At 50.7% G+C, this 16,448-nt stretch carries 16 protein-coding genes; 1 reads left to right on the forward strand and 15 read right to left on the reverse strand.

The features are described 5' to 3' along the window. From OO184_RS19745 to tssB, 15 genes are all read right to left on the reverse strand, one after another. A partial coding sequence (locus tag OO184_RS19745) for a KPHS_23130 family T6SS system protein (RefSeq protein WP_265380656.1) occupies nt 1-876 on the reverse strand: 876 nt, incomplete at its 3' end. Beyond that, nucleotides 873-1,130, reverse strand: a complete 258-nt coding sequence (locus tag OO184_RS19750) for a PAAR domain-containing protein (RefSeq protein ID WP_265380657.1) — start codon at nt 1,128-1,130, stop codon at nt 873-875. The genes OO184_RS19745 and OO184_RS19750, both read right to left, overlap by 4 nt. Next, complete coding sequence (locus tag OO184_RS19755) at nt 1,127-3,616, reverse strand: Tle1 family T6SS lipase effector (protein WP_265380658.1); 2,490 nt, start codon at nt 3,614-3,616, stop codon at nt 1,127-1,129. The genes OO184_RS19750 and OO184_RS19755 overlap by 4 nt, the downstream gene beginning before the upstream one ends. Next, nucleotides 3,604-4,119 carry a Tli1a family immunity protein gene (tli1a, locus tag OO184_RS19760; RefSeq protein ID WP_265380659.1) on the reverse strand — a complete coding sequence of 172 codons (516 nt, stop codon included), beginning with the start codon at nt 4,117-4,119 and terminating at the stop codon, nt 3,604-3,606. The genes OO184_RS19755 and tli1a (OO184_RS19760) overlap by 13 nt, the downstream gene beginning before the upstream one ends. Nucleotides 4,120-4,170: 51 nt before the next feature. After that, on the reverse strand, nt 4,171-4,686 hold the full coding sequence (tli1a, locus tag OO184_RS19765) for a Tli1a family immunity protein (protein WP_265380660.1): 516 nt from the start codon (nt 4,684-4,686) through the stop codon (nt 4,171-4,173). A gap of 51 nt (nt 4,687-4,737) precedes the next feature. After that, nucleotides 4,738-5,250, reverse strand: coding sequence for a Tli1a family immunity protein (gene tli1a / locus OO184_RS19770; protein WP_265380661.1), 513 nt, complete (start codon nt 5,248-5,250; stop codon nt 4,738-4,740). 51 nt (nt 5,251-5,301) lie between these two features. Continuing rightward, the gene (gene tli1a, locus OO184_RS19775) at nt 5,302-5,817 is read right to left on the reverse strand and encodes a Tli1a family immunity protein (protein WP_265380662.1); all 516 of its coding nucleotides are present in this window, start codon (nt 5,815-5,817) and stop codon (nt 5,302-5,304) included. 6 nt (nt 5,818-5,823) lie between these two features. Continuing rightward, nucleotides 5,824-6,618 (reverse strand): toxin Tle1 chaperone Tla1, encoded by a 795-nt coding sequence (gene tla1 / locus OO184_RS19780; RefSeq protein ID WP_265380663.1) that lies wholly within the window; start codon nt 6,616-6,618, stop codon nt 5,824-5,826. Between the two features lie 3 nt (nt 6,619-6,621). After that, nucleotides 6,622-9,021 carry a type VI secretion system Vgr family protein gene (locus OO184_RS19785; RefSeq protein ID WP_265380664.1) on the reverse strand — a complete coding sequence of 800 codons (2,400 nt, stop codon included), beginning with the start codon at nt 9,019-9,021 and terminating at the stop codon, nt 6,622-6,624. A 177-nt stretch (nt 9,022-9,198) separates the two neighbouring features. After that, nucleotides 9,199-9,690, reverse strand: coding sequence for an Hcp family type VI secretion system effector (locus OO184_RS19790; RefSeq protein WP_265380665.1), 492 nt, complete (start codon nt 9,688-9,690; stop codon nt 9,199-9,201). An 18-nt stretch (nt 9,691-9,708) separates the two neighbouring features. Continuing rightward, on the reverse strand, nt 9,709-11,448 hold the full coding sequence (locus OO184_RS19795) for an OmpA family protein (RefSeq protein WP_265380666.1): 1,740 nt from the start codon (nt 11,446-11,448) through the stop codon (nt 9,709-9,711). Then, complete coding sequence (gene tssL / locus OO184_RS19800; protein WP_265380667.1) at nt 11,445-12,119, reverse strand: type VI secretion system protein TssL, short form; 675 nt, start codon at nt 12,117-12,119, stop codon at nt 11,445-11,447. Before tssL ends, OO184_RS19795 begins: the two co-directional genes overlap by 4 nt. Continuing rightward, entirely contained in the window at nt 12,116-13,465 is a 1,350-nt protein-coding gene (gene tssK / locus OO184_RS19805) for a type VI secretion system baseplate subunit TssK (RefSeq protein ID WP_265380668.1), read from the reverse strand. The genes tssL and tssK overlap by 4 nt, the downstream gene beginning before the upstream one ends. Nucleotides 13,466-13,480: 15 nt before the next feature. Further along, nucleotides 13,481-15,013: a type VI secretion system contractile sheath large subunit gene (gene tssC, locus OO184_RS19810; protein WP_265380669.1), complete on the reverse strand. Its 1,533-nt coding sequence runs from the start codon at nt 15,011-15,013 to the stop codon at nt 13,481-13,483. 33 nt (nt 15,014-15,046) lie between these two features. Further along, the gene (gene tssB, locus OO184_RS19815) at nt 15,047-15,544 is read right to left on the reverse strand and encodes a type VI secretion system contractile sheath small subunit (RefSeq protein WP_265380670.1); all 498 of its coding nucleotides are present in this window, start codon (nt 15,542-15,544) and stop codon (nt 15,047-15,049) included. Nucleotides 15,545-15,588: 44 nt separating this feature from the next. Between tssB and OO184_RS19820 the strand changes: the two genes are divergently transcribed. Further along, on the forward strand, nt 15,589-15,741 hold the full coding sequence (locus OO184_RS19820; protein WP_265380671.1) for a hypothetical protein: 153 nt from the start codon (nt 15,589-15,591) through the stop codon (nt 15,739-15,741). The last annotated feature ends 707 nt before the right edge of the window (nt 15,742-16,448 follow it).

Below are 16,448 nucleotides of genomic sequence, written 5' to 3' on the forward strand. Positions count from 1 at the left end.
TCTGGCAGCGACGTCAACAACCTCTTCATCACTTTGAGAACAAAAAAATTCACCACGGGTAAAACAGACGTTGCCCTGTTTTTTCAGTAACCAGATAAATGCCGCTTCACCGGCGGGTAAGTCTGATTCAGCCTCGCTGTCTACGCACTGACAACCTGCGCACAAAATAGTCGCCTGTTTGTCCTTTGTCGTGTTGAGCAGATCAACCATTTCATCCAGAGTATCAAGACCGAGCCAGGGTTGCGGCTGTTCAGGCAACTCCACATCAGGAAATCGCTCAGCCATATGAACGCTAAATCCTTGCCAAGCGGTAGCAGAGCCTAACCAATAACAGCGTAATGGCGTACAACACAACGGCGGCTGAGCCTTCCCCTGTTTATGCCACTGTTCCACTGCCATGCCCGCCAGTTGTATTTCCCGCTGTTCAATACCAGCGGCAAAAGAATGTAACAGACGCACTGACTGACCACTTTCCTCCTCGATAGGTTCCGCATGGCAATGAGGCTGATTGACCACTTTATTCCATACATCGGGCGTGCTTCCTAGCGGCCCAACTAAGACATAGTCCACCAACGCAATCTGCTGACGATGTTTGCGCCACCATTGTTGCTGAACCCGCTCAACCTGTTGCTGATAAGTCCAGGCGTTATGCCGGGCAAAACGGTAAAACAGCACGCGGAATAACAGACATAACAGCCATAACGCCGCCAACCCGGGGATCAAAGCGTACAAAGATGAAGTGTCACCGACTTCTGGCCTTATCAGCGCAACAATGTTACTGGTCAATAAGACCAATCCGGCGCCAACGCCCAACCAACGTTTAAAGCAGGGAGGCGAAGCCTGACAATAAGGCGGAAAAAGTGGAATGGCTTTCATGACACCACCTGATAATCGGGAAAAGAGCTGACTAACGTACAACCACATTCACAACGATGACCGTGCAACGCCACTGGCTGACCGTCTATCAGGCAGGCCGAACTCCCTTGAGCAATGGCGGTCATGCCATGACGGTTACACTGAACAGGATCGCCCTTGCAAGCGATGGGTTGGCCGAAACAAAGATAGCGACCCGACAATACCGTGCCGCCATATTCGCGCAGGCTGTCACCCTGACGGATCACGTTTTTCATTTCTCAGGCTCCTCTAACGGGGTCGGTTCCAGCGTCTTTCCCGCCCAACGCGCTTTAAGATTATCTTGGGTCATTTGCAACCGCCGCTGTTTGAGGAATTCTCTCTGCTGATGAGTCACTTCGCCCACATTATGGGTGAACGCTTTTCTATACTCCGGTCCTGCTAACAGGGTGATCAGCTCGCCGGAAGTTAAATATTGCGCGGTCACTTCCCGCTCAGCAGCAATGCTCTTGGACACTTTATCGACAGCCTCCACCACCGTGTTGGCGACTTTTTTCTGTTTAAAGAAAAACAGTACACCGCCTTCCGTTGGCGATACGAACCCTACCACAGTGCCAGCCACCGACAGGAGTGACAGCGGTCTGCTACAAATTGTACCGAAGTAAATGACTCGGTAGCGGAAATAGCCCCCCAACGGTTCACGTGAACCGAGCGTCGAGTACATAAACCAGGCACGGGAATCGTGAACCTGATTGTCATACAAGGCGACCAACAATGACTCGGGTGATTCCTGTTGTCCGGGTTTTGCCGTCGGAACAGGCCGAAAAAGCTGTTTGACCAACCTCTCTCCCGCCCCTTTCATTTGCAGATACTCCAGAAGGTCATTATGATCATCCAACATGTAAATTGCGTAACGTGGCACGGTATCGACGGCAAACTGCCACCCATTGTGTTGTTCCCGCCGGTCGCCGTGGTAGTCACTATTAAATTCCGCTGCCGCTTCCCGCAACTGGTTCTGGGCGGTTTCCGGATCAAAATCCGGCACGCCCTGCATTAACAACGGCGGCGTTTTTCCTCCATCGCGAAAAAATTCATTCCACTGCGCTTTCCGTTTAGCCTCTACCTGCTGTTGTGCTGCCTTGTGTGCCTGTTCGCTCTGTTCATAATGCGCCTTTTTCGCATCACGATTAGGAGCGTCATGAAAAAATGGCGCACCGAGCAGCGTGCCGTTGGCGTAGCGATTGATACGCCAGGCCGTCAGCCAGTTCATCTGGTTTTCCATCGCCTGTTCCAACGCTACAGAGGCCCGCACCGGTTCAAAGCGGGCCGCTTCTTCATCAGACAAAGGCTGTTTGGGCATCTCCAAACCCAAAGTGACCTGGCGCCAGGCGTTGAAGCGGTTGACTAATCGTGAAGAAATTTCAAATTCTTGCTGAACATCAACGTGCATCGCCCGCCACATTTGATCTTGTAAATCATCGGGTAATACCTCCTGCGGAACCTTAAAAGGTGCCCCAACCTGAAAGGCTGCTGCATACATTTCATGCAGTGAAATCTGAGACAATAGCAATCTATCTGTTTTATCTATTGCCTTACCCTGCTCTCCCGGCGGATAACCACCGCCCAAATCAGAGTGCACGCCGGGATAAATCACTTCCGTGCTACCTGTTGGATAGGTGCCGTCCGACCGGCGAATGGAATCCATCGGGAAACACAACCGCTGCTCATGGGTCGAGACCAAGTGCACACAACGTTTCACCAGACCACCGTAAGTCGCCTCCGATGGCAGCTCCTGAGTGCCGTCTGCCCAGGCCATATGACCTTCAACAACGGGGATCATATGAGGCACCCCGACCGACGCCACCGTGTCAAACAATCCGAGAAATTCTACGCTGATGGGTAAATTGCTATCCGGGTCTGTATCGTGTTTATGTTGCAGACACTGGGCCGGTTTCTGGCCTGCTTCTCTCGACGGCGGAAACAGTTCGGTCAGCCAGTTAACAAAAGTCCGTGCCTCCGCAGCCCCACGGGAAAAACCATACACATACAATTTCATGCCCAACAACTTACACTTACCCCGCCCCGGCTGACTGCGGGCTATCCTGAGTTCATGTTTTAAGCTCGCAAACTGCTTATAAAACTCCTCATAGCGGTTATTGCTGCCTCCCAATTCCAGCATATTCCATGTGGTTGCCATCGCTTTCAGGGATTTTAGGGTTTCTTCGTTTGTCATCTGTTTTTGGGTCAGGTTAAAACGGAGAACATCAATCAACCGCAACAATGCCCAATTGATTCGGTCTTCTCCCCCGCTAGCTGTCGCCAGCCCCAACTTGCTGTAATCCAGCTCATTAATTTCTGGGAAAGGAGTTCCCACGCCGGGAATATAATACTTAAAGTACTTGCCACCGGTGCTCTCAACATTATCCAGTAACGGCTTACCTGATGCCCCACCGGCATAACCCGCCCCAATCGTCGCTTGAAAAAGGCGGACAATATTAGTCGGATGGTTAGGAACGGCCTGATAAAGGTCGTTATATAAATTGTTGCCGGTTCCATCAAAAAACAGGCTGACATGCAACGTATTACAACAGGGACGGATCACCCGGCGATTGGCGGCCAGACAAAGTTCCTGATAGTAAGCTTTTTCCTGACTGCTCTGTTGATCACAGTTTTCCCTGACCAGATAATTCTTGGCAGGTAACCGCCCCTGAGCTGGAAAAGGGGCTGGCAGCCAGACAAGATCATGATGCTTTATTTCGGACATACTTTTGGCTCCTTCATTTTCAACGGTTCTTTAATCGGGTAGTTCGGGCTACCGTAGGCGTAACACGAGGTCGTAACTTTTATCTGATCACAGGGTAAGAAGTGCACCGTAATACCACAGGTATCACCACCATTCTGATAATAAGGAACTGGGACTACCTGGCTATGCTGGCGTTTCTGTGCATTAATCTTGTCTCTCCACGCCAAATACTTCTCATCATTTTCATACCCGGGAAAATCATTGGAAAAAGCGACACCGGTCTCCCAATCCACCTTAACCGTCATCCCCGGTCGCCACTTATCTGGAGCACGATAGCAGCAACCACCACCACCGCCCTGATACGGGCCGATACTGTCGATACCCGGTTGATCATCCACACTGAACCGGTTTATCGCCCATTTGGTATGGTTAATGGCGATAATTACCCCCGCCTGTGCCGGAAACTGGCTACAGGCGACCAGTAGCAGGCATAAAACCGCCAGCCTCAATTGTTGTTTTTTCATCTTCAACTCCTTCACATTAGTGACAATCTGGATTTGAAGTGCCTGTATGCATTACTTCGGACATACTTTCGGCTCCTTCATTTTCAACGGTTCTTTAATCGGGTAGTTCGGGCTACCATAGGCGTAACACGAGGTAGTAACTTTGACCTGATCACAGGGTAGGAAGTGCACCGTAATACCGCAGGTATCACCGCCATTCTGATAATAGGGAACTGGCACTACCTGGCTATGCTGGCGCGTATAAGCATCCATTTTTTTCTTCCATGCCATAAATTTTTCTCTATCCGCAAATCCAGGAAAACCATCCATATCTCCTGCACCAGTCTCCCAATCCACCTTAACCGTCATCCCCGGTCGCCACTTATCTGGAACTCGATAGCAGCAACCGCCACCACCACCCTGATACGGGCCGATAATATCAATACCCGGTTGATCATCCACACTGAACCGGTTTATCGCCCATTTGGTATGGTTAATGGCGATAATTACCCCCGCCTGTGCCGGAAACTGGCTACAGGCCACCAGTAGCAAGCATAAAACTGCCAGCCTCAGTTGTTGTTTTTTCATCTTCTATTCCTTCACATTAGTGACAATCTGGACCTGAGGTGCCGGTATGCATTACTTCGGACATACTTTTGGCTCCTTCATTTTCAACGGTTCTTTAATCGGGTAGTTCGGACTACCGTAGGTGTTACACGAAGTGGTCACTTTGACCTGATCACAGGGTAAGAAGTGCACTGTAATGCCGCAGGTACGCTGCCCGGTATAATCGGGTACTGGCACTACCTGGCTATGCTGGCGTTTCTGGGCTCTGATTTTTCTATCCCATGCCAGGTATTTCTCCCTATTTTCATAGCCGGGAAAATCATCGGAAAAAGCGACACCAGTCTCCCAATCCACCTTAACCGTCATCCCCGGTCGCCACTTATCTGGAGCACGATAGCAGCAACCACCACCACCGCCCTGATACGGGCCGATACTGTCGATACCCGGTTGATCATCCACACTGAACCGGTTTATCGCCCATTTGGTATGGTTAATTGCTTCAATGGTTCCTGCCTGTACCGGAAACTGGCTACAGGCGACCAGTAGCAGGCATAAAACCGCCAGCCTCAATTGTTGTTTTTTCATCTTCTATTCCTTCACATTAGTGATAATCTGGACCTGAGGTGCCGGTATGCATTACTTCGGACATACTTTTGGCTCCTTCATTTTCAACGGTTCTTTAATCGGGTAGTTCGGACTACCGTAGGCATAACACGAGGTCGTAACTTTTATCTGATCACAGGGCAGAAAGTGCACCGTAATACCGCAGGTATCACCGCCATTCTGATAATAAGGAACTGGCACTACCTGGCTATGCTGGCGTTTCTGGGCTCTGATTTTTCTATCCCATGCCAGGTATTTCTCCCTATTTTCATAGCCGGGAAAATCATCGGAAAAAGCGACACCGGTCTCCCAATCCACCTTAACCGTCATCCCCGGTCGCCACTTATCTGGAGCACGATAGCAGCAACCGCCACCACCGCCCTGATACGGGCCGATACTGTCGATACCCGGTTGATCATCCACACTGAACCGGTTTATCGCCCATTTGGTATGGTTAATGGCGATAATGACGCCTGCCTGTGCCGGAAACTGGCTACAGGCGACCAGTAGCAGGCATAAAACTGCCAGCCTCAATGGTTGTTTTTTCATCTCCTTCTACTCCTTCACAATTGGCGATAATTTGGATTTGAGATGTTTAAGTACGAATGACTCTCTGTCGTGATCCAGTAAAATATCTTTATCAGATGCCTCTACCATCAGGGCATAACAACTGTTGAATAGTTGTTCGCGGGAAAATTCTGAATATTCAACCTGACTACTCAGTCGCAACATCAGTATGTGAGCATCAGAAACGCACAAGAGATGTTCTAGCTGCTCATCTGTAAGATCGATTTTTTGAAAGGTTTCATTAACCGGCCCTGCATGGTCTTCACGCCAGATAACATGCGGAGCCCCATCACGATCAAGCCAGCTCCAGAACAACGCGGGCCTGAGAAATTGCTGTTGCTGTTCCTTGTCCAATACATGGGAAAACAGCACAGGAAAAATACGCGGATCATAAAAACGTAAGATCCCCCCTTTTCCGGCGTAAGCTGCATCCACGCACTGAATTAAATACTGGGACAAACGATCAAACGGCCATGAAGAACATAAAACCAGCAACATAGGCTTTCCACCTAAGCGCATCATGATTTCATTCATCCATTGCCGTTGAACAGGCTGTGTTAAATCAATCCGAATTAAGATCGGGGCCTTATCTGTCACAATCTCCTCTGGCAATCCCTGAAATAGCGAGCACCAATCCATCTCAGATGAAAAACTTTTTAATGCCGGGATCAGGGGGAACTTACCCCCTGATTGATCCACAATCATATTGATACAACTTATTCCGGTTTCCGTTACAGACGATGCCAGTGATGCAATCCAGTCAGCTATTTGATGGTGATTCATTGGTTAACTCCTCAAAAAAAATCCTTGCGACAATTCCTGCGCTTTTTCCAAACACGTTTTACACACAGATTCAGGCAGGTCAGGCAAAGGAAAGTCCTGTTTCGCCGGTGACGCCATTTTGTGCTGCCCTTTCAGACTTAACAGGCCCGGCCCGTGAACTTCAATTTCTCCTGCCGGAGAAAGACGGATATACGCGCCGCCACACGCCAATGTCAGGCCATTTTTCGCCGTAATCTGGACATGACCCTGCGTTGAATTGACGGTGACATCATTTAATGAGGTGATACCTAAACTATCGCCATGCGATTCAATGGTGAGCGGCCCTTTTCCCGATACCAGACGCATTCCTTCGTTTTGTGCTAACAGGGAGATAGCTTGTGTCGAATTCATCCCAATCCGGTTTGCACTGGCGATATGCACGTCACCCGCACTTTGGGCATAGAGCGCCTGACCACTTTGCACCATCACGGTTTGCGGGCTGACAATCCCTACTCCTTCCGGCGCACTGAGCAGCATGGCCGCCATTTTCAGTTGATCCACACCCTGCAAATAGGTTTTCAGGCTTTCAGTATCCGGCTGATGATTCACGTGAGTTTTGGTTATCGTTCCCCACTCCATCACCTGATTCACCGCGCCTTTGACCAGACTGATTGCCGGCGCCATCTCTAACACCTCGCCGCCCGCACGGGCCTGTTTATCCGCGCTGATAAACAACCCTTTGCCGGCCCGAATCGCGCCCCAGTCGTCGGTTCGCAACTCAAAACCTTCCCCCCGTTTATCCGGGTGTGGGCGCTGGCTATCGACCAGATGACCGAGATTTAACTGGCTTTTACCGCCGTATTCGGTACTCAGTTTGATATGTTCCCGGCCACGTTCGTCATCCATCCGCAGTTTGTTATTCGCCGGGGTGCGCAAAACGTTGCGTTTGTAGTTGTAAAGATTGACGTGATCCGGGTGCATTGAATCGTGCAAGGCATGGGCGATATAAGGCCGGTCCGGGTCGCCCCCTTCAAAGGCAATCGCCACTTCGGTGCCTTCCAGCAACGGCCAGTGAAAGCCATATTTTTCCCCCGCATACGGGCGGGCCAAACGCACCCACAGGCTTTCGCCCCCTTGCGGCCATTTCTCCCGATCAAAGTCAAATGACACCCGATACAAGCCGTTTTCGTCGATATCGCCGTAGGTATCATTCACTTTCGTGCTGCTCACACGCGCGGGTATCGTGCCGGCCATCACCGGTTTCGGTACCCGTTCCGGGCGAAAGCACACGGTTTCGGAATAGGGAATGGCAGTGAACGCCATCTCAAAACTGCTGTCCCGGCGGGCGCTGTTGGTGATCTGGGTGATTATCGCCCCTTTGCGAAACGCTTCCGGGGCGTCCCCCTTCACTTTCAACTCCTGCCCCGGCGCCAGCGTGGCGGAGGTGGTCATCCCCCGTAAACGAATGCGTTGATTCAGGTAGCGCTCGTGATGCAGCCGGGCATAAAACACCCCGCTTTCCGTCTCCGGTTGATAGGCGTAGCGGTCGCCGGGTATCCGGTAGTCATCGCGGTAATGGTACGCTTCGCCATAAGTCGTTCGGTCGTCCCGCGCCACATCCGCCCCAGTGTTCAGGCCGGGATACGGCCGGGCATCATGGTAGTCGTAATTCCGGGTGGTAATTTTTCCTTCCACCACCTGATACGCGGTCTCCATGCCCCAAACTACGGCGTCCTCCTCGCCGTGCATACCTGACGGATTGCGAGCAGGCAAGTAGACGTTGAACTGGTAGTCACGCTGGTCGTCGTAAAACTCCACCACGTCGATCTTTAACCGGTCATCCGCGGTGACTTTGTACCAAATGCCTACTTCCGCCAGCAGGCGTTGTATAAAGCGCAGGTCATCTTCGCCATACTGCATCACCTGTTCCCGCCTCGGGTAGTTGTAGGCCAGACTGAACAGGAAGTCCTGCCCGCGAAAACCATGCCGTTCCCGCAAGATTTTCTCCACAATCTCCGGCACCGACAGTTTTTGATAAATAGCGTATTGATGGCTTCTCGCCAGCAGCGACAGCCGTGGCTCCAGCGTCACTTCATAACGGCTTTCGTCCCGCGAGGTGGAAAGCAGTTTGAAGCCGCTGATCACCCCGTAAACTGAGCGCAGCGGCGCCGAAGGTACAATCGGCATCCACCGTATTCCCGGATTGATTTCAGGCGACGTCAGGGTAAATGAAGCGTTCTGCATCAGCATCTGGGCCGGTTCAATCCCTTTCTCCGCACTGGTGAATTCAATGGCATAGCGAAACGGCTGGCTTAAGGCTTCCTGCCCGGTAAAGGTCAGCACATCCAGCGGCGCTTTATTGCCCCACACTTTTAGTCTGTAGCGGCTGTGATCAAAGATGATCATCGGTGTTGGATTCGTCATATTTTTTTCCGATTATTCCTCAGTCGTGCGGGTACGCTACCGCCCATAGCCGTATACCGAGGCCCATAAGGTTATGATTTATCTAGATTCGTATTTTTTTACAGCGGGGCCTCCCGCCCCCGCTATCACGCAAAAAATGAAAAAGCAGCAGACGGATTAAACCGTCTGCCACACTCGTTACGCCGTCGTGCGCTCATTCCACGCATCAGCGTGAATGATGTTGCCGTCTTTGTAGGTCCAGGTGATTTTTTCGTAGCGCAACTCAATGTGTTCCAGATGGTTGTGCTTCTCTTTGGCAGGGTCTTTGATGTCATACATCAGCGGCGCCACTCTCACCACTTTCACGTTGTCCAGTTGGGTGATGAAGTATTCTTTCTCCTGACCTGCGTCATCAATGCTGTACCATTTGATTTCAGCGGATTTCAGTGTCTGGCCGGTGGTGACCGCTTTGTATAGATAGGGACTTGATGCATCCACCTCTTTGGTGAATACCAGCGGAGCATGTACACGGGTCCCCGTCAGTTTGCCGGTATTGTTGTCCGTCGGGATATGCAACATATGTTCCAACGCCACAATTTCGATACTCCCTTTCCGGCCCTGCACATCGACAGAACCCTTGATGTCAGCGCCGCCGTCATCTTTCAGCCATAAATAAGCGGGAATCGCCATAATGATTACTCCTAGTTGTTACTTGAGTGATGTCGCCTGTAACGGCGACGTTGTTGATAAGGTGTCCGGTACCTTCTGCGGTCGCGCACAGGCGGCTGCACGCGGTATCAGACGAATTTCAACCCTGCGATTGGCTGCTCGCCCCGCGGCGGTTGTGTTAGTCGCGATCGGACTCGTTGCTCCCTTGCCTTGTACAGTGAAGCAAGCCAGCGGTATGTCGCTGGTTTGTAATATCCAATCGCGGACTGCTTCGGCGCGTGCCAGTGACAGCGCCTGATTTTTCGTGGCATCGCCGGTGGAATCTGTGTGGCCGGTGATGAGGATCATCCAGCCCGGTTTGGCGCGGACGTTCATTAGCGCGTTGACTAATACTTTGGTTGAATCCGCTTTCAGTTTCGCCTGCCCCACATCAAACAGCGCCAGACTGTTAAGGCTGATCGTCTGTGGTTCCACTGGCGTTACCGGCGTTTTCTCCCTCTGTTTAGCATGGTGATCGGCAAGGGCCGCGTGCAATGGCGGACGTAATCGTGCTCCTTGATATAGCCCCAATCCCAGACGCCACGGCTCGCCGTCCCGGTAATACTGCTCAAGCCGATCAGCGTCGCTTCTCAGTACTGCCTCCGCCTGTGCCTTGCGGCTGTCATCCGTCACGGCAATGGACTGGTAATGCAACAGATCGCTCTCCACCTGACGCAATAACTGTCGGTTATGCCAAGCCGAGCAACCTAGCGCTGTTATGCCCGCCAGCAGAAACAGCCCCAGAGCTATCCCCACGGCCCGTTGAACCGGTGTTTGTACCGCACCTGCGGGCAGCAGGCGCAATACACTGTCCGGAAATGGCAATGTCACGGCAGCATCACCGGTAGCCGATGTGCCTATCGGATCGCCCGCCCTGTTCAGCGCCGTTTTAGCTTGTAACCACTGTTGCCAGACATGGTCGGGTGACCAATGCGGTAATGCCGGTACAAACTTCAATACCATCGCCAACGGCGGACAAGGAGATAAGCCATCTTCCGGGGTCAGGCAGACCGGCAATACATGCGCTTTCATCCAATCAGCCCAACTAGTCAACTCAACCCCACGCTGAAAACGTGCCATCTGTTCTGCCAGCGCGCCCTGTTCCAACCAATCCGCGAGTGGTTGAAAAGAGGCGCCTGCACGCCAAGCCGTCACCGTGGTTCGTCCTGATTGCCACTCAAACCACGGTGAATCATCAGGTTGTCGGGATGGCCCGGCTAAGTAGCCCGCTAACAGTAAAGGCAGCGAGACAGCGTGTTGTTGACGCACTTGGGATAGCTGCCAGCGTAGTTCTCGCACCCAACCTGCCAACACGGCGGCGTCACGGTATTGCTGCGGGTTGATCACCGCCATCACGCTTAACTGGCCGCCCCAAGAAGGCCGGGCAGCCAGTAAGCTCGCTACCCCGTCAGACAGAGAAGTCCCTGACGGTAAGCACAACCAGTAGCCTTGCGGCGTCTGACGCAACAGTTCATCGCCAAACAGGCTGTCCTGAATGTCGCTATATACCAACACGACCGGCAGGCGATCACTTTCAAGCGGCAGCACCGCTGACAGGTTATTAAGGCACTCCCGCTGTCGAGAACGCCCGCGATAAAACAGCCCCACCAGCGTGCAGAGCAGGATAATGACTGCCCCCACCCACCGGCCCACAGGCGATAAGGGCAACCAGACCAGACAAAGCAGCAGCGCCAGCCCGGCTCCCCATCCCCATAACACCCGTCGCAACATGACATTCATCTCGCCAACCCCGGAAATAGCGTTGCCAGATAGTGACCTAACCCCCACCAGACACCGAGCAACACGATGACCATGCCGGAGATCGCCGCGGCTAGTCGGCCGACTATGGCGCCTAGCCTGAGACGGTCCGGTGACACATTGGTTAACGCCGGTGATTGTTGAGCCGTGCCGAAAGGTACGACCTGTTGACGTAAACGAGTTACCAGTTGTTCACGTATCAATGCGGTATCTTCCTGACACTTTCCCTGAAATCCCAACAACAACACGCGGTGAAAACAGGTCAGTACTGCCCGATCAGGGGCCGGTTCATCCAGTACAGTACGCATCCGTTCATACAACTGGTGACCGGCCTCGGCGGTATCGAAGAAATGCTCCTGCAATGATGTTGCCCGCCAAGCGGAATATCCCTTCTCCGGCGCCCGCTCCAGTACGGTTTCATCCAACAAGGCGCAATGGGCGTAGCTGATATGATTAATCGCGGATTCACTAACATCCGCATCACGCAGCGCTTGCCGGGCCTGTTCTATCTCGCGGGTGCAGTGCTGCCACACCACATCCGCCTGTTCCACCGATACGCCCTGACATAGCTCTACCACCAACAGGTAGCTGTTCTGTAACAGGGCATCAATATCCGGTGGCGATTTTTCAGTTAACAAAGGTGATTTATTCATGTCCTCAATACCGCAAACAGTTCAAGCTGAATTTCGCCCAATACTCCGGGCACGTAGAAAGCACAGCTCCCCGCCGCCAGCATGGCTTTGCCCGCTGGGTGGGCGAGATCAAGGGCAAAGTACTGGTTCTCCAGCCGCAACGGGACCGCGGCCGGGACATGGCTAAGCGCGACTAAGGGGATTCCGGTTAATGCTCGGCTAATCATCCGGTCAACCTCGTCCGGCGCACCGGCTTTACATAACAACGGGAACCGGGTGTACAACTGGTGCGCCGGTATGGAAGAGCGGACAGAAAGATAAAAATCCGCCGCTTCACATAAGCGGGCATCATGGAGGGTAGCTATCCACTGCTGTTCCGATGGTTTCTTCAACTCAATCGTCACCATCCGCGACGGCAAGCTGATCTCCAGCAACTGACTCAGCAAGTCAAATAGCGGCGGGAATACCGCCGTCAAATTATCGTGCTGATAACGCGGGATCACGCCAGCGTTATGGTCCAGTGAAAAAGTCAACAGACTGCCTGCCAGCCTTACCGCTTCACGGTAGAACAGCTCTGGATGCACTTCTGGGTGAGCCTTAAAATCACTCAATATCGGTTCATAACTGTTAAGCGCGTTAAGCAGCCAGAACAACGACACATCCGCCACCGCAAAATCCGCCATCCGCTCATTACTCTCTCGGCGCATTGCCATCAATCGAGCCTGTTTTGCACGTAGCTGTGTCAATAACCGATCGAGCCGAGCTATTGAACCGGCATGCGCGCTAAGACGCAGTAATGGCGGCACAAATTGCTCATCAAAAATCCATTTTCCCTGAGCATCACGCAACAGACGAGCCACCGGGCAGGTGAGATATTGACCGTTTTCCATGCTGTCAAAACGCAGCGATATCGCATAACGGGCAACCGCCATCGATTCACTGCGATCACTGAATTCATCCTGTACCGGCACCCACTCCTGCTGGTAACGCACCGGGCGATCGGCGCGTTCATCTGGTTTAAGGCAGTTATCGCCATTGGCGTAAGTGTGCGGCAATGCCAGTAAGACCGTGACCTGTTGCGCGTCTGTCGGCAAAACGGCTGCCAATTCCAGCACCGGCGGTAAGCGATCCGCCTGATCGGTGTCAATCAGCGATCCATCAGCAAAACGCACACACAGGCGATCCGCTTTCAACTGTCCTAACGCTAAAGTGTCTTGATCAAACACCGCGGTCAGCACGCCCCAAGGGTGCGCCAGTCCCAAACGGGCAATCGACTCATTGGCATATGCCTCCCAACGAGCCTGCTGTTGAAACTGCTGGGGAGACAAGATGGTTCCTGTCACCCATAGCGGGCGCTCAATTTTCATGATGTTCCCCTATTGTTAACCTTTAGCTTTCGGCATTTGAGAAACCAGAGAGAGGTTGACGTCGAGTCCCTCTACCTGAAAATGCGGCACTGCATACAACTTGACCCGGAAGAAACCGGGGTTGTCTTCAATATCTTCAACAGTGATGTGCGCTTCACGCAGCGGGTGAGAAGCCTGCAAATCATCGGAAGGATCGGTCATCTCGGTTACCAAGGTGTTGATCCAGTTGTTCAGTTCAATTTCAAGCAGACGTCGATCTTTCGTGGTGCCGATGTTTTCCCGCTGGATCAGTTTCAAATAATGGGAAATACGTGACAGTAGGAAGATATAGGGCAAACGCGCATTGATACGGCTGTTAGCCGTCGCTTCATCGGTGTCATACAACGCCGGTTTTTGCGCCGAGTTAGCAGAAAAGAAGCAGGCATAATCCCGATTTTTGTAGTAAGAGAATGGAATAAAGCCCAGGTTCGCAAACTCAAATTCGCGGGTTTCTGGAATCATCACTTCTGACGGAATTTTGACCTGATTACCGGTTCCCAAATCGTAGAGATGGATCGGTAAATCAGTCACCGCTCCCCCCGCTTTTGGACCACGGATCTGGACACACCAGCCATTACTGATAAAGCTTTTGATCATGTTTGCACCAAAAGCAAAGGCGGCGTTGGCCCATAAATATTTATCGTGATCCGGACCAGTGACCTCTTCAACATAGTTAAAAGTCCGCACCGGTACGGTGTCTGGACCATAGGGCAAGCGCCCTAGCACGCGGGGTAAAGTTAAGCCGATATAGCGAGCATCGTCACTGTCGCGGAATGCTTGCCACTTGATGTATTCGGCGCGGTCAAAGTAGTTACCGATATCTTTAATCGCGGCCACTTCATCCATCGTTTGTTTGCCAAAAAAAGCCGGACCAACAGCGGCGATGAATGGCATATGCGCCGCCGCAGAGACTTTGGCGATATTACGCAACAGTGCAATATCCTGCGTGCCGGCATCAAATTCATAATTGGCAATCACCGATCCGATAGGCTCACCGCCCGGCGTATCGTATTCCTGAATGTAAGTGTGGTGATAAAAACCGCTCTGAACAACTTCCGGCGCATCGTCAAAATCTTGCCGCAAATCGTCTTTGGCGACGTCCAGCACTTCAATTCTAACGTTTTGACGAAAATCAGTGCGATCAACCAAGAATTTCAGGCCACGCCAGGCAGATTCTACTTGTTGAAACTCAGGATGGTGCATGACCACATCCAATTGACGGCTGATTTGTTCGTCCAGCTCGCGGATATGGTTATCCAATAATGCTTTATCCAGCCGTTTAACCCTTTGCGCCGAGGTTTTTAGCACAGAGAGAAAAACGCTGACAGCCGCCGTGACTCGCTCGTCCGCCGTCACATCAGCCAGCGCGTCACTGTTCTGAAAGCGTTCAATATCGCTTAATTGCTCCACCGGCTGTAAATTGATTTTTTTAAATAATGATTGATAGATACTGCTTTCGGCGTGAGTCGTGGTTACCGTAGCCGCAGAGGTTTGTTCTTGTACAGTCATTAATCCTATCTCCTGATTTAAATACTTTAATAATCAAATAGTTTTTGGCGCCAGTGCGGCCAGTTCAGCTCGTAGTTCATTGCTTAACGTTTCATCCTGGAGGATATGTTCCAACTCCCGGCGAAAGGTGGCGTTGTCGAGCAGGTTGGATCTCAGATCGCGCAATAGATTACGCATAGAAAGCAAGGCCCGGAGTTGCGGGATTTGGCGAGCAACTTGTTCAGGCTCGAAGTCTTTTATTTGCCGAAAAGTAAGGGCGATATTCTCCTCGCAGCCATCTCCAGCCAAGGTATTTTCGACCGTCAAATTAACCGTGGGGCTAAATTCAGCCAGTACGCTATCAAAGTTATTTTTGTTGATAGCCACCTTTTTTCTTTCCGCGAGAGGGCGCTGTTCCTGCCCGTTGCTGTAATCTCCCATTACCAATAATTTCAGCGGCAGCTCAACTTTTTTCTGCGCACCTCCTGTATGCAAATCTAATTTGATATTAATACGCGATTTAGGGATCTCGTTTTGAAAACTATGTGTCATAAGTGACTCCTCAACAACAAAATAGAATGAATGGCATGATGTTCATGCCACAACGCATTTCAGAAACAAAAACCGGATTCAGATATTTCAAAGCAGGCACTAACCAAGCGGAAAATAAGAGAAAACCGACAACACCCACCGCAATAGATAAATGGATTTATCAGGTGGGATATTTTCTGGACAAGGGGATTTTCTAAACAGTTTTATATAAAATCAAGTCATTTTTTATCGTAAAGCATTTTTTGTTTCATCTCCAGCAGATATAAAACATCTTAATCAAGAGATTAGAAAAACAATATATCAACGAAATCTAAACGAAATTGAATTTATTTTCATAAAAATTGAACTTATTTTAATAATATTAACCTTCTGGTCATCCATATTATTTAAATAGGGGAAATTAATGACAAAAACATAAAATTATCTTTTATTTTCAATTAATTAAACAAAAAAATCAATAACTAAGACAATTTCTCCCCCACGGAAAAACAGGTAAAATATTTAGTGAAACAGGTAAAAAAGGCATGATTATCAGCTTAAGTTAATGCGAATGAGAATAAATCCAATTACACAGCGATAATAGCCTAACAAGATGGATTAATAAGAACTGTCATTACTCTCATTTTCACAGAACATCTTCCGCTTCATAGGACAGAAACATGCTCACCATTATTTCAAACCCTATAAGATTATAAATATGCAAATGATAGCAAATAATTCTTATTATATTCGATATTAAAGCGGCACGAGTGATGAAGATATATTTTAAGGTGTAAGCATTGTTTACCAGCCTAGGCAATGCTGAAAAATAGGATTTCTCCGCTAGCGTCAGGTGTAGAACTTGATAAAAAAATAAGGCACCGAAGTGATTAACATTCGGTGCCTATATTCAGTAAGATTGTCC

This window comes from Photorhabdus aballayi, assembly GCF_026153155.1.
Lineage (GTDB): Bacteria > Pseudomonadota > Gammaproteobacteria > Enterobacterales > Enterobacteriaceae > Photorhabdus > Photorhabdus luminescens.

Bases quoted from the DNA above. Each gene is read 5' to 3' on its own strand.
- OO184_RS19750 (WP_265380657.1), bottom strand. From the start codon at position 1,130: ATGAAAAACGTGATCCGTCAGGGTGACAGCCTGCGCGAATATGGCGGC.
- OO184_RS19755 (WP_265380658.1), bottom strand. From the start codon at position 3,616: ATGTCCGAAATAAAGCATCATGATCTTGTCTGGCTGCCAGCCCCTTTT.
- tli1a (WP_265380659.1), bottom strand. From the start codon at position 4,119: ATGAAAAAACAACAATTGAGGCTGGCGGTTTTATGCCTGCTACTGGTC.
- tli1a (WP_265380660.1), bottom strand. From the start codon at position 4,686: ATGAAAAAACAACAACTGAGGCTGGCAGTTTTATGCTTGCTACTGGTG.
- tli1a (WP_265380661.1), bottom strand. From the start codon at position 5,250: ATGAAAAAACAACAATTGAGGCTGGCGGTTTTATGCCTGCTACTGGTC.
- tli1a (WP_265380662.1), bottom strand. From the start codon at position 5,817: ATGAAAAAACAACCATTGAGGCTGGCAGTTTTATGCCTGCTACTGGTC.
- tla1 (WP_265380663.1), bottom strand. From the start codon at position 6,618: ATGAATCACCATCAAATAGCTGACTGGATTGCATCACTGGCATCGTCT.
- OO184_RS19785 (WP_265380664.1), bottom strand. From the start codon at position 9,021: ATGACGAATCCAACACCGATGATCATCTTTGATCACAGCCGCTACAGA.
- OO184_RS19790 (WP_265380665.1), bottom strand. From the start codon at position 9,690: ATGGCGATTCCCGCTTATTTATGGCTGAAAGATGACGGCGGCGCTGAC.
- OO184_RS19795 (WP_265380666.1), bottom strand. From the start codon at position 11,448: ATGAATGTCATGTTGCGACGGGTGTTATGGGGATGGGGAGCCGGGCTG.
- tssL (WP_265380667.1), bottom strand. From the start codon at position 12,119: ATGAATAAATCACCTTTGTTAACTGAAAAATCGCCACCGGATATTGAT.
- tssK (WP_265380668.1), bottom strand. From the start codon at position 13,465: ATGAAAATTGAGCGCCCGCTATGGGTGACAGGAACCATCTTGTCTCCC.
- tssC (WP_265380669.1), bottom strand. From the start codon at position 15,013: ATGACTGTACAAGAACAAACCTCTGCGGCTACGGTAACCACGACTCAC.
- tssB (WP_265380670.1), bottom strand. From the start codon at position 15,544: ATGACACATAGTTTTCAAAACGAGATCCCTAAATCGCGTATTAATATC.
- OO184_RS19820 (WP_265380671.1), top strand. From the start codon at position 15,589: ATGCCACAACGCATTTCAGAAACAAAAACCGGATTCAGATATTTCAAA.